This window comes from Ruegeria sp. CDSA020 (assembly GCF_059612345.1).
Window position 1 is genome coordinate 114,008 of the sequence record NZ_JBXWQK010000003.1, and the last position, 12,368, is coordinate 126,375.

The 12,368-nt window shown below is 55.3% G+C and carries 12 protein-coding genes; 6 read left to right on the top strand and 6 right to left on the bottom strand.

Going from position 1 to position 12,368, the window contains the following annotated elements:
- Nucleotides 1–25: 25 nt before the first annotated feature.
- A complete protein-coding gene (locus tag AC2FJW_RS06000; RefSeq protein WP_496692460.1) occupies nt 26–640 on the top strand; it encodes a hypothetical protein in 615 nt (204 codons plus the stop codon).
- A gap of 84 nt (nt 641–724) precedes the next feature.
- Nucleotides 725–1,441, top strand: a complete 717-nt coding sequence (locus tag AC2FJW_RS06005) for an alpha/beta fold hydrolase (RefSeq protein WP_142632994.1) — start codon at nt 725–727, stop codon at nt 1,439–1,441.
- On the opposite strand, the gene AC2FJW_RS06010 is transcribed toward AC2FJW_RS06005, so the two are convergent.
- Together AC2FJW_RS06010 and phaZ are read right to left on the bottom strand one after the other, a co-directional pair.
- Nucleotides 1,432–2,016, bottom strand: coding sequence for a DUF6151 family protein (locus AC2FJW_RS06010; protein WP_496749492.1), 585 nt, complete (start codon nt 2,014–2,016; stop codon nt 1,432–1,434). The two genes, AC2FJW_RS06005 and AC2FJW_RS06010, sit on opposite strands and share 10 nt — an antisense overlap.
- Nucleotides 2,017–2,021: 5 nt before the next feature.
- Nucleotides 2,022–3,293, bottom strand: a complete 1,272-nt coding sequence (gene phaZ, locus AC2FJW_RS06015) for a polyhydroxyalkanoate depolymerase (RefSeq protein WP_271947865.1) — start codon at nt 3,291–3,293, stop codon at nt 2,022–2,024.
- 111 nt (nt 3,294–3,404) lie between these two features.
- Here phaZ and AC2FJW_RS06020 point away from each other — a divergent pair, with 111 nt between their 5' ends.
- The 3 genes from AC2FJW_RS06020 (at nt 3,405) to phaR (ending at nt 6,479) form a co-directional block, all read left to right on the top strand.
- Complete coding sequence (locus tag AC2FJW_RS06020; protein ID WP_496749493.1) at nt 3,405–5,207, top strand: PHA/PHB synthase family protein; 1,803 nt, start codon at nt 3,405–3,407, stop codon at nt 5,205–5,207.
- 134 nt (nt 5,208–5,341) lie between these two features.
- Entirely contained in the window at nt 5,342–5,788 is a 447-nt protein-coding gene (locus tag AC2FJW_RS06025; protein WP_142633002.1) for a phasin family protein, read from the top strand.
- 136 nt (nt 5,789–5,924) lie between these two features.
- On the top strand, nt 5,925–6,479 hold the full coding sequence (gene phaR, locus AC2FJW_RS06030; RefSeq protein WP_496749494.1) for a polyhydroxyalkanoate synthesis repressor PhaR: 555 nt from the start codon (nt 5,925–5,927) through the stop codon (nt 6,477–6,479).
- Nucleotides 6,480–6,541: 62 nt separating this feature from the next.
- Here the strand turns inward: phaR and AC2FJW_RS06035 are convergent, their stop codons facing one another.
- Entirely contained in the window at nt 6,542–7,756 is a 1,215-nt protein-coding gene (locus AC2FJW_RS06035) for a DegT/DnrJ/EryC1/StrS family aminotransferase (protein WP_496749495.1), read from the bottom strand.
- A gap of 212 nt (nt 7,757–7,968) precedes the next feature.
- On the opposite strand from AC2FJW_RS06035, the gene AC2FJW_RS06040 reads away from it, so the two are divergent.
- Entirely contained in the window at nt 7,969–8,946 is a 978-nt protein-coding gene (locus tag AC2FJW_RS06040; RefSeq protein WP_496749496.1) for a formylglycine-generating enzyme family protein, read from the top strand.
- Between the two features lie 21 nt (nt 8,947–8,967).
- On the opposite strand, the gene AC2FJW_RS06045 is transcribed toward AC2FJW_RS06040, so the two are convergent.
- The 3 genes from AC2FJW_RS06045 to AC2FJW_RS06055 are packed head-to-tail and all read right to left on the bottom strand — an operon-like array spanning nt 8,968 to nt 12,317.
- Entirely contained in the window at nt 8,968–10,272 is a 1,305-nt protein-coding gene (locus AC2FJW_RS06045; RefSeq protein ID WP_496749497.1) for an NAD(P)/FAD-dependent oxidoreductase, read from the bottom strand.
- 6 nt (nt 10,273–10,278) lie between these two features.
- Entirely contained in the window at nt 10,279–11,637 is a 1,359-nt protein-coding gene (locus tag AC2FJW_RS06050; RefSeq protein ID WP_496688525.1) for a glutamine synthetase family protein, read from the bottom strand.
- Nucleotides 11,637–12,317: a type 1 glutamine amidotransferase gene (locus tag AC2FJW_RS06055; protein ID WP_496749498.1), complete on the bottom strand. Its 681-nt coding sequence runs from the start codon at nt 12,315–12,317 to the stop codon at nt 11,637–11,639. Before AC2FJW_RS06055 ends, AC2FJW_RS06050 begins: the two co-directional genes overlap by 1 nt.
- Nucleotides 12,318–12,368: the final 51 nt, after the last annotated feature.

A 12,368-nucleotide genomic window follows, 5' to 3' on the forward strand; every position in this document is an offset into this window, starting at 1 on the left:
AGAAATAATGCGCAGACCAGGCAGTATGTGGAGCCTTGAAACCCTCGGTCGTGTGCGTCTGTCCCGTCATTTTTTCATGCGCGATTTTCTGTATTCGGAAATAGGCAATTTTCACGAAAAGCAGAATTTTCCTGACGATCCCGACCTTGCCATCGAAACCGGAAAGGCGCTTTGCGAAACCCTGCTGGACCCGCTTGAGGAGACCTTTGGCCGGATTGCCGTACGATCCGGCTATCGCTCGGCATCATTGAACCATTTCGGTAATGAAAACCGGCTGAATTGCGCGCGAAATGATAACCCGCTTGAATGTCACATCTGGGATCGCGCTGTGGGTGATGATCGGATTGCCGGGGCATCGATCGTGATCCCATGGTTTGCGGATCAATATGAGGCGGGGCGGGATTGGCGGGATTTGGCGTGGTGGATGCACGACCATCTTGAATATTCCGAAATCTGGTTCTTTCCAAAACTCTGTGCTTTCAATCTGGTCTGGAGGCCTGTGCCTTATAAGCGCATCGACAGTTATATTGCACCGCGGGGCTGCCTTCTGCGCCCAGGAGGCGCGCCTGGCGATGGTGACCTTGAGCGGCAAAAACGATATGCGGACTTCCCCGCTTTTCGCAGTATCCGCTACCCCTGAACTTTAACTTGCCGAACCATACAAAACCTCTCATCCTGAAACTAATGACGACGATTTGAGTGACTTTTCCAAAGGAGGCGTTGTTTGATCGAGCCGTTGGTTCTTTTGCCCGGTTTGATGTGTGATGCGCGGGTATTTGAGCATCAGATGCGCGCCCTGTCACGTGATCGCGCCGTGACGGTCGCTTCGGTTTCGACTGCTGAACGGATTGAAGAGATCGCGCGGGGCCTATTGGTTCAGTTGCCACAACGCTTTGCATTGGCGGGCCTAAGCCTGGGCGCCGTAGTCGCTTTGGAAATTGTCCGATATGCACCCGAGAGGGTGTCGCGCTTGTGTCTGATGGCTTCGGATGCGCATTCGGAATCGCCCCAGACCGCAGCTGCGCGGGAGGAGCTGTTGGTCGCCGCCAAGATGGGTCGGTTAGAGGAAGTGATGCGTCGGCTGATTGGATCGGATTCGCTGGCCCCGGGGCCTCGACGTATTCCCATTCTTGCTGATGTCATCTCGATGGCGTTGGATTTGGGCCCGCAGGTGTTCGAGCGTCAGATTCGCGCGCTGCAGCGTCGCCCGGATCAGCAGGGCAACCTGCGCCGGATCACGGCCCCGACTTTGGTGCTATGCGGGGCGCATGACACGGTTGTTCCGGTGCGAAGGCATGCGTTCATGGCGGACCTGATCCCAAATGCAGAACTGCACGTCATCAAGGATGCAGGACATTTGCCTACGTTGGAATCGCCTGAAAATGTCACCGAGGCGCTGAAGACCTGGCTCAGCGTGAAGCCTGCGCTGGATTACGCGTAGAGCGCTTTACGCTGTTCTTTGCTTAGAATGACCGGGGTTGAGATCGTCTGGCCCGTATTCTGATCAAAGAACGGGGTGTCCCTCCAGCTGCCAGAAAACCGGGATTTTAGTACCCGCGTAACAATCCCGGCGACAGCGTAACCCAGTCGCTTGTGCTTGTGTTTTCCATCGGCCTGGGGAATGAACCCTTGGGTCGTAACCGGCCCTAAACAGTCCGGATCGGAAACTCGTTTCACATCAAAGCCCGCAAACGGAAATTTTGGAGTATTTGATGTCGTCGCCAGCGGCGCATTGCAGCAGTTGGCATACCAGCGCAGCATCCCCTTGGGGCCAAGGCGCATCGCGGCCAGGTGTTCGATGCCGCCGTCGATCCTTATTTCTTCAGGGGCCATTTGGAAAATGTCCACCGGTTCCGGCGCAGGGTCCGGTTGCCCGAAATATATCTGCGCGGCCCGGCAATCACGGCAAAAGCAGACTACATGCGTGCCGTACTGAACGCCTCTGGCTGTAATGCTGCCAAAGAGTTTTCCACAGTTGCAGGCGAAAGCCGTCTGTTTGGCGACTTTCTTTCCCATCGGCGTTAGGCCACTTTGTTGCGGTTGGCCGCTTTGCGCGAGGGTTTGCGGGCGTTGGCGTTCATAAATTCGATCACCAATGGGCGGATATTGTCGCGCCAGCTGCGGCCGGCGAAGATGCCATAGTGACCTGCGCCAGGTTCGACATGGCTGGCTTTTTTCGAATCCGGCAGCCCTGTACACAGCTCGAGCGCAGCAATGCACTGGCCAGGGGCCGAGATGTCGTCATTCGCACCTTCGACTGTTTTGACTGCAACGTTTGTAATTTTGCCGATATCCACCTTGTGCCCTGCAACAACAAACTCGTTGCGGGCGATTTCGCGGTTTTTGAAGACGCGTTCGACGGTCGAAAGGTAGAACTCGGCGGTCATGTCCATGACGGCGAGGTATTCGTCGTAGAATCTGTTATGGGCATCGTGATCCGAAGCCTCGTCCCGCATAACCCTCTGGATCTGCTCGGAAAACGCCTGAGAATGCCGGTCCGAATTCATCGACATGAACGAGGCCAGCTGCAGCAGGCCGGGATACACCATGCGCCCGACGCCCTTATACTTGAAGCCGACGCGCTGAATCATGGTTTCTTCCAGCTGCCCCATTGTCACGCGACGGCCAAAATCGGTCACGTCGGTAGGTGTGGCATCCGGGTCAACAGGTCCACCGATCAAAGTCAGCGTGCTGGGTTGGGCTTTGGGTTCGACCTCGGCCAGATAGGCTGTGGCGGCCAGAGTCAGCGGCGCCGGTTGGCAGACGGCTACAACATGGGTGTCCGGTCCCAATTCTTTCATGAAATCGACAAGGTAAAGTGTATAATCCTCTACATCAAACTTACCTTCGGACACGGGGATATCGCGCGCATTATGCCAGTCTGTGATATAAACTTCGCAATTTACCAAGAGGCTTTTTACGGTGGACCGAAGCAAAGTGGCGTAATGTCCAGACATCGGGGCGACCAACAGCACCTTGCGGGGCTGTTCGGCGCGGCCATTGACACGTATATGTATCAAATCACCAAAAGGGCGTTCGATCACCGGGACAATATCGACCAGATGATCCTTGCCGTCTTCGCAAGTGAATGTACGGATTCCCCAGTCGGGTTTTACAACCATGCGCTGGAACGTCCGCTCAGTCACCTCGCCCCAGGCGGCCATCATGCTGAACGCAGGGTTGGGCACCATCGAAAACAGCGGATAAGAAGCCATGGCACTTGCCGTAGCACCCATCCACTGATTGGTGTTGCGCATCGTTTCCATCAGATCGTAGGTCATCATGTAGCGCATGAAATGGGCCTCCTGAGTGTCAGCCTGATAATTCGGACCATTCGTCGCTTTGCCCCCCGACGCCCACGACGTTATTCTGCATAGCAGCGAGGTTAGGGTGGAATTGTTAAAATGACAACAAGTGAAGATAACGCGCCAGAGCTGTCCGAGGAACACCTTGAACGGATTAGAGAAAATATGACGAAAGTCGAAGAATTGTCGAAAAGGCTGATCGATGTGATGGCTGGCAAAGAGGCGCACACTCCCGCGTTGGACGGTCCGAATCAAGATCTTTTCGCAAGAGCAGCAACTTCGTATTTCGCCGAAGCGTGGCAGAATCCCGCCAAGCTTCTGGAACATCAGGTCGCCTTCTGGGGACAATCCGTTATGAACTTTGCTGAGGCTCAGCAGGCGCTGGCCGCCGGCGGGGTCGAGGACAGCGAACCCGGACCCAAGGATAAACGGTTCTCAAACCCTCTTTGGGACACCAATCCCTATTTCCGGTTTATTCGCCAGCAGTATCAGACAAATGCCGATGCAATCGCGCAGGCGGTTGCTTCGGTCGACGATCTGGACGGCAAGGACAAGCAGAGGCTGCATTTCTTTTCGCAACAGATCATTGACTTGATGTCTCCGACGAATTTCCTGGCCTCCAATCCCGACGCGCTGGAAAAGGCGGTCGAGACGGAAGGGCAATCGCTGATCAAAGGGCTAGAGAATCTAGTTGCGGACCTTGAAGCCAATAATGGTGAAATGGTTGTCAGACTGGCGGATGAATCCGCGTTCAAGCTTGGCGAGAATATCGCAACAACTCCGGGCGACGTGGTCTATCGCAACAGGCTTATGGAGTTGATCCAGTACAAACCCACGACCGAGACCGTACACGAAACCCCGATCGTTCTGTTTCCGCCCTGGATCAACAAATACTATATTCTGGACCTTAAGGCGCAGAACAGCCTCATCAAATGGGTGACCGAGCAGGGCTATACCCTGTTTGTTGTGAGTTGGGTTAATGCGGATGCTTCTCATACCGAGGTCGGTATGGGCGACTATGTCGAAGAGGGATTTCTGACCGCAATCGAGACCGTCAAGTCGATCTGTAAGGTCAAGCAGGTCAATGCGGTAGGATATTGCATTGCCGGCACCACGTTGAGCCTGACCCTGTCCCTGATGAAACAGCGTGGCGACAAATCCATCAAATCGGCGACCTTCTTTACAACCTTGACCGATTTCGGTGAACAGGGGGAATTCACGCCGTTCCTACAGAATGACTTTGTCGATGGCATTCAAGAACAAGTGACTAAAGACGGTATCCTAAAAGCATGGGTCATAGGTCGTACCATGTCGTTCCTGCGATCGAATGACCTGATCTACGGCCCCGCCATTCGAAGCTATATGATGGGCGAGACCCCTCCGGCGTTTGATTTGCTCTACTGGAACGGGGATGGCGCAAATCTTCCGGGCAAAATGGCAATCGAGTATTTGCGGGGGCTTTGTCAGAAAAATCAATTTGTGACCGACGGTTTCGATTTGCTTGGGCACAAACTACATATCCGCGACGTTGATGTTCCTTTGATGGCCATCAGCTGTGAAACCGACCATATCGCCGCCTGGAAAGATTGTTATCGGGGTGTGCAGCAGATGGGGTCACGTTCGAAGACGTTTGTCGTTTCGGAATCCGGTCACATAGCAGGCATCGTGAACCCGCCGAGCAAGAAGAAATACGGCCACTACACCAACCCTGATCTGAATGCGGATGCCGATACATGGATGAAAGAGGCCGATTTTCATAATGGGTCCTGGTGGCCGCAGTGGGAAGCTTGGCTGAAGAAGAGATCCGGCAAGCAGATCTCGGCGCGCCAAGTGGGCGATTCGGGATACGCTTCCCTGGCCGAGGCACCAGGAACCTATGTTTTGGTGAAGGCAACAGATTGATTTTTAACAGTTTAGAAAAATATTGCTGCAGTGCAGCAAGAAAAAACTTGCAATGCTGCGATGCAGCAACGATATTATCCTCAAGCTGATGAAGCCCGGGGTTGGCCCGGATCGGCAAGCAAAGGATTTGGACAATGGCAAAGACTCAAGACTTTACCGCGACCCTGAAAGACATGATGGGTGCATTCCCTGTTGACACCACTGCTCTGGAAGGTGCGTTCAACACCACCGCGACCCTGAACGAAAAGCTGTCGGGCGTTGCTCTGGAAGCGGCTGAGAAATCGGCTGAGATTTCGAACAAATGGACCAAGGAAACCCTGGCCAAACTGTCCGATATGTCGAAAGCGAAATCTGACCCTGCAGATTACGCAAAAGCTGCAACCGACTACGCAAGCGCGTCGGCTGAAGTTGCTGCTGAAAACCTGGCTGCTTTCGCTGAAATCGCGAAAAAAGTTCAGTCGGAAACCGTTGAGCTGCTGATGGCTGCTGGCAAAAACGCTGCAGAAGACGCAACTGCCGTTGTCAAAAAAGCAACCAACGACGTGTCCACTGCTGCGAAAAAAGCAGCTGGCGCCAAGTAAGGTAAAATAGCGAGGCGCACCCACTCCTCCCATTTGGTGCAATCGCGTTGGGCAGGTTGAAAGACCTGCCCTTTCTTTTTGTTCTGCACTCGCATAATCTCTGCTGCAATGCATCATTCCTTGGGGAGGGTAGACGGTGTCAGAACAAGAAAAACCGTTGCTAATCAAACGATATGCCAGCCGTCGGCTGTATAACACTGAAACCAGTGACTATGTCACGCTCGAAGATATTGCGGCATTCATACGTGACGGTCGCGAAGTTCAGATCATAGACCTGAAGACTGGGGATGATCTGACACGGCAATATCTGCTTCAAATCATTGCCGAGCATGAAAGCCGCGGTGAGAATGTCCTGCCGGTGAACGTGCTGAACGATCTTGTGCGCAGCTATATGTTGCCGGGCGGAGGAGTGATGCCGCAATTCCTGCAAAGCTCGTTCGAAATGCTGCGCGAAAGCCAAAGCAAAATGATGGAAAACATGTCTGCGATGAATCCGATGACCCAGATTCCGGGTTTCGACGCACTGCAAGCGCAGCAAAAGGCATTTCTGAAGGCGATGACCAGCGGCATTTCCGGCAGTTGGTCCGGTCCCGAAAAGGATAGCGAGGCCAAACCCCAGTCGAGTGAGGATCTGGACGACATCAAGAAGCAGTTGGCGGAGTTGCAGCAAAAGCTGTCTAAACTGAACTGAATTTGTCCACACAATGAAATAGGCCCGCCGCTGGCGGGCCTTTTCGTTTGAATTCAACTTGTTCAGGTTCCAAATGCGATTTTCGGGGCGGTAGTTTCCCCTACTGAAGCCAACAGAATATCAGCGATCACATCCAGTTCCGCGCGTGTCAGGCGTACAGGCAGGCGCACGTCGCAAGCTTTCATCAGCATGTTTCGCGTTTGTGGCAGTTCGATCTGTTCCGGCAGGAATTGCCAGTTCCAAAAGGCACGGGCGTTGTCTTCACTCAGGCCGAATACCTGAACTTTCACCCCGCGTGCTTCGGATGCTGCGGCAAAGGCGCGGATATCATCATCGCTTAGGTCAACCAGATTGAACTGGATCGAGTCCGGCGCCCGGCGCTCTGGCACCAGCGGGGCAGGCACGTTGATATAGGGCGATGAGTTCAGGCGCTCTGCCACATAGTCGTGGTTTTGCAACCCATCGCGGACACGGCGTGCCAATTCAGGCATCTGGGGACGGATTACTGCAGCGCTCAGGTTGCTCATCCGCAGGTTATACAGCGGCAACTGGTTCTGCCAGCGGCCAAAGGCCTCTTCGAGTTCCGATGAGTTGTCGCCACGCGGACCTTTGTGTTTCTTCCAGTTATGTTCGTAGGCGCCGGACATGATCACGGCACGCGCCACCAGATCAGCGTCGTCGGTTATCAGAATGCCACCTTCGCCCGCATTGATCATCTTGTAGGACTGAAACGAGAAACAGCCTATCTTGCCAATCGTCCCAATATTGCGGCCATGCCAAGTTGTCCCCAGCGAATGGGCTGCGTCCTCGATCACCGGAATGTCGCGCGCGCTGCACAGAGTCATGATCGCGTCCATATCCGAAGTATGTCCGCGCATATGGCTAATGATCACGGCCTGCACGTTATCCAGTTTGGCGGCAAAGTCATCCATGTCGATGCGATAATTGTCACCCACCTCACACAATACGGGGATGCAATCCGCATGTATGACCGATGAGGGCACCGCCGCAAAGGTAAAGCCCGGTATCAGCACCCGCGCGTCCCGCGGCAAACCCAGCGCCTTGAGCGACAGGAACAGTGCTGCCGAGCAGGACGATACAGCCAGCGCGTATTTCGTGCCCAGCAGTTCCGCGAATTCCGACTCGAGCAGCGCAACCGGAGCGTCCTGCGGCGCAGTGTAGCGGAACAGGTCGCCTGACTGCATCAGGGCATCAATGGCGTCGCGGGCGACCGCTGGGATGGGTTCGGCGTCATGGACGTTCGGAGGCAGCGTCATATTTGGCATTCCTGAATTCTATCTTTGGGAAAGATAAAGCTAATGAAGTGTCAATCCAAGCCCTTAATCTTCAGGGTGGCGAAATTTCACTGTTCTGTCGTAGTCAGAGAGACACAGGTTGGCTTACCCCGCGTAGCGGGAAATTCTTTTGAACTTGCAACTTTGGGGGAAGTAAGGTGGCAATGGATCTTCTTTGACGTTGCTCTCGTATGATGGGTTGGATCACTGCATTGACTATCATTCGTTTGGCCCTCTGGGGCGCGCTTTCAACTTTCGCTTCGGCGGTTCACGCAGACTATCTTCTGTCGGATGGCACTGAAGTTGCGCCGCTTGAGATGTTTCAGGAATGCGATGTTTGCCCTGAGATGATTGTCTTGCCTTTGGGTGAGTTCATGATGGGTGGACCGCCGGGAGAATCGAAACGAAACTTTCATTGGGATGAAAAAGGGCGCCGACCCGCGACACCGGAAGAGCCGTATATCGCGCATCGTGAAGGTCCGGTTCATAGCGTCAGGATAGATCTGTCCTTTGCCATGGGGCGTAACGAGGTTACCCGTGATGAGTGGATGGCCTGCGTTGAAGATGGGGGATGTAGCAAATATGTGCCGGAAGATTTTGTAATCGGCGATAGTTTTGAGCGCATAGAACTTACGGGCAATCATCCAGTGAATGATGTGTCTTATTTGGATGCTTTGGCTTACACGGATTGGCTGAACAAAAAACTCGGGATAGATGCTTACCGCTTACCAACGGAAGCCGAATGGGAATATGCCGCCCGTGCCGGAACGCAGACTCCTTTTGCGCAAGGAGAGGAAGTTACGACGGATCAGGCCAATTTCCATGCCAAACCGACAGAAGAGATGATTGGTGAAAAGCGGCAGGATTTAGTGTGGCGCGGTTACCCAGTTCGCGTTGATGAACTTGATGCCTCCAATGCTTGGGGTCTTCGGCATATGTCGGGGAATGTCGGGGAAAAAACGATGTCCTGCTGGACAGCGACGCACCCGGGTTGGTCGACTTCCAGCCAGCACTTAGAGATGGCAAGATCAGTCGATTGTCACAGGCGGGTTGTAAAAGGCGGTTCTTATCCATTTGCTATGGATTTTTCGCGCGCTGCAAGTCGCGGTGGGGCGGGCATTGATTGGCGGTCAAAATTGACGGGCTTTCGTATCCTGAGAGAGTTTAAGTGAGTTTCTCTGACAATCTCGAAATCAGAATCCCAGCCGGTCCCGCAGGGAAAACCATGTCATCGCCAGCACTAGCAACGGGCTGCGTAGGGCTGCGCCGCCTGGAAAGGGCAAGGCGGGTACGCGGGACATGGTGTCGAACCCTTCGGCTTGGCCCTGAATGGCCATCGCCATCAGTTGCCCGGCATGTGTAGCTGTGCCAACACCGTGACCCGAATAGCCAGAGGCTGACAGGATATTCGGGGCAACCCGTGTCAGGTAGGGCATTCGCCGCATGGTGATGCCCAGAGTACCGCCCCACGCATAGTCGATCTTCACATCGCGCAGATGCGGGAAAATCTCGATCATCGGTTTGCGCACCATGGAGGCGATATCTGTCGGGAAACGGTAGCCATAGCTTTCCCCGCCGCCGAATAGCAGGCGGTTGTCGGCGCTGAGGCGAAAATAGTTCACCACAAACTTGGTGTCGGCGACGGCGACATCCCGGGTCAGGACGCGGGCGGCATCGGTGCCCAAAGGCTCGGTCGCGGCGATGAAATTGTTGATCGGCATGACGCGCGACGCCACCTTGCCGTTCAGATCGCCGAGATACCCGTTGCAGGCCAATATGACGTGGTTGGCCGTCACCTTTCCCTGTGGGGTTTGCACGATGGCCGGATCGGTCTCGTCGATCCCGGTGACTTCGGTACCCTCAAAGATGCGCACGCCGGCCTTGGCTGCGGCATCAGCCAGCCCCAAGGCAAAGTTCAGCGGGTGCAGATGGGCCGCCCCCATGTCCAGATAACCTCCGCGATAGGTTGGGGATGGGCACAAGCCATGCGCCGCGCCTTCGTCCAGCAGCTCCATATGGTCATAGCCATATCGCGCCGACAGATGCGCGGCGTGATCGTGGAGGTCTTTCTGATCCCCGGCGCTGAGGCCCAGAACCGCCACGCCCGGTTTCAGATCACAGTCGATTTTGTGCTTTTCGATCAGCGATTTGACCAGATCCTTGGCATCTTCGGCCAGATCCCACAGCTTGGCGGCATCGTCATCGCCGACCAGGCGTTCAAGGTCTTCCTGATCCATCCGCTGGGCGCTGCCCAGCTGCCCGCCATTGCGGCCTGACGCTCCGAAACCAACGCGATGCGCCTCAAGCAGCACGACGTCGAACCCGGCCTCGGCCAGATGCAGCGCGGCGGACAGGCCAGTATAGCCGCCACCGACCACACAGACATCAGCTTTGGTATCCCCAGCAAGCGCTGGAAAACGGTCGAGCGTGTTGGCCGTCGCGGCATACCAGCTGGCCGGATACTCGGCCTTGCGGTCGTTGGAATAGAGGAGATTCATCGCGGCTTAAACGTTCATGAGCAGGTGCTCACGCTCCCACGGAGAGATGACCTGTAGAAATTCTTCATACTCGGCACGTTTGACAATGCCATAGACGCGGGCAAATTCCGGACCCAGCACTTCGTGCAGGGCGGTGGCCTCGTCGAACAGGTCCAGCGCATTGCCCATGACCTGCGGGATATCACCGTCACCTTCGTAGGCGTCGCCATAAAACTGACGGCGCGGGCGTTCCTGCTGGGTCAGGCCGAGATAGCCGCAGGCAAGCGACAAGGCGATGCCCAGATAAGGGTTGCAATCCATGCCTGCGATACGATTTTCAACGCGCCGCGCCTCGGGGCCGGACAGGGGAACACGGATGCCGGTCGTGCGGTTGTCACGAGCCCATTCCAGATTGATCGGCGCGGCATGGTCTTTCACATAGCGGCGGTACGAGTTCACATAAGGTGCCATGACTGCCAGGCCTGCAGGCAAGTGGTTTTGCAGCCCTGCAATGAAGTTATAGAATGCATCCGTTTCGCCGCCCTGAGGTCCGGAAAAGATATTCTGTCCGGTTTCGATCTCGGTGATCGAGTGGTGGATGTGCATGGCCGATCCGGGCTCATCCGCAATCGGTTTCGCCATGAAGGTCGCAAAGCAGTTGTGTCGCAACGCGGCTTCGCGGATCAGGCGTTTGAAATAGAACACTTCATCTGCCAACTTGACCGGATCACCATGGCGCAGGTTGATTTCAAGCTGTCCGGCGCCGCCTTCCTGGGTGATGCCGTCAATCTCGAATCCCTGATGTTCGGCAAAGTCATAGATGTCGTCGATCACCGGGCCGAATTCATCCACCGCTGTCATCGAATAGGCCTGCCGCGCGGCCGCCGGACGACCCGAACGGCCCATCATCGGTTTGATCCCCTGCGCGGGGTCGACATTGGGGGCGACCAGAAAGAACTCCATCTCTGGCGCGACAATCGGTTTCCAGCCTTTGTCGTGATACATTTTTACGACGCGCTTCAACACGTTGCGTGGGCTGAACGGGATCGGCTCTCCGTCCCGGTCATAGGCGTCGTGGATCACCTGCAGCGTCCAGTCACCCGTCCAAGGAGCAGCGGAAGCAGTCGAAAAGTCAGGCTTAAGGATCATGTCCCGTTCAATGAAGCCGTCCTCTCCGGCGGCTTCGCCCCAGTCCCCGGTGATAGTCTGGTAAAAGATACTATCGGGTAGATGGAAGTAGGACTGGCGTGCAAATTTGGTGGCCGGAACCGCTTTCCCGCGCGCGATGCCGGGCAGGTCAGAGATGATGCACTCGACCTCATCCAATCGGTGACCTTCAAAATAGGTACGGGCTGCCTGTGGCAGTTGTTCTGTCCAATCGGCCATCAGGCCCTCTCTTTCTTCAAAAACTCTGCCATGAACTGTCCGATCTTCGGACTGTCGTCGCGGGTGGGCAGGCGGTCGGCGGCGGCCTGCATCAGATTGTCTGGAACGACACCTTTGCCGCGAGTGTCCATCAGCCTTTCGATGAAGCTGTCGCCATACTCCGGGTGGGCCTGAACGGTCCAGATCGTGTCGCCATAGGCCAGCATGGCATTCTGGCAAAAGGCGTTCGAACCGGTTACTTGTGCACCGGCGGGCAGCTCTACCACCTGGTCCTGATGCCAGGCATTCAAAGTGACGGTCTGTCCGTCCAAATCGTAGTCCGTCCGCCCCACGGCCCAGCCCTGTTTGAACTTTTCAACTTTCCCGCCAAGGGCTTGCGCAATGACTTGATGACCAAAGCATATGCCGATCAGTGGTTTGCCGCTTTGATGGATGTCGCGGATCAGCGCTTCGAGCTTGCGAATCCAGGCATGGTCCTCATAGGCGCCATAGCGCGAGCCGGTGATGATCCATCCATCAGCATCGTCAAAACTTTGCGGAAAGTGATCGTCGACAACCGCATAGGTCACAAACTCAAAGCCGTTGCCATCCAGCAGCGCGCGAAACATGCCGTCATACTCACCGAACTGATCGTGCAATTCGTCAGGGGGGTGGCCGGTTACAAGGATACCGATTTTCATGGGTCACCAAATTTGATCAAATTTATTCTAGCTGAGCAGAACGAAGCGGGC

Bases quoted from the DNA above. Each gene is read 5' to 3' on its own strand.
- AC2FJW_RS06025 (WP_142633002.1), top strand. From the start codon at position 5,342: ATGGCAAAGACTCAAGACTTTACCGCGACCCTGAAAGACATGATGGGT.
- AC2FJW_RS06045 (WP_496749497.1), bottom strand. From the start codon at position 10,272: ATGAATCTCCTCTATTCCAACGACCGCAAGGCCGAGTATCCGGCCAGC.
- phaZ (WP_271947865.1), bottom strand. From the start codon at position 3,293: ATGCGCTACATGATGACCTACGATCTGATGGAAACGATGCGCAACACC.
- AC2FJW_RS06035 (WP_496749495.1), bottom strand. From the start codon at position 7,756: ATGACGCTGCCTCCGAACGTCCATGACGCCGAACCCATCCCAGCGGTC.
- AC2FJW_RS06000 (WP_496692460.1), top strand. From the start codon at position 26: ATGTGGAGCCTTGAAACCCTCGGTCGTGTGCGTCTGTCCCGTCATTTT.
- AC2FJW_RS06040 (WP_496749496.1), top strand. From the start codon at position 7,969: ATGGGTTGGATCACTGCATTGACTATCATTCGTTTGGCCCTCTGGGGC.
- AC2FJW_RS06020 (WP_496749493.1), top strand. From the start codon at position 3,405: ATGACAACAAGTGAAGATAACGCGCCAGAGCTGTCCGAGGAACACCTT.
- AC2FJW_RS06010 (WP_496749492.1), bottom strand. From the start codon at position 2,016: ATGGGAAAGAAAGTCGCCAAACAGACGGCTTTCGCCTGCAACTGTGGA.
- AC2FJW_RS06055 (WP_496749498.1), bottom strand. From the start codon at position 12,317: ATGAAAATCGGTATCCTTGTAACCGGCCACCCCCCTGACGAATTGCAC.
- AC2FJW_RS06050 (WP_496688525.1), bottom strand. From the start codon at position 11,637: ATGGCCGATTGGACAGAACAACTGCCACAGGCAGCCCGTACCTATTTT.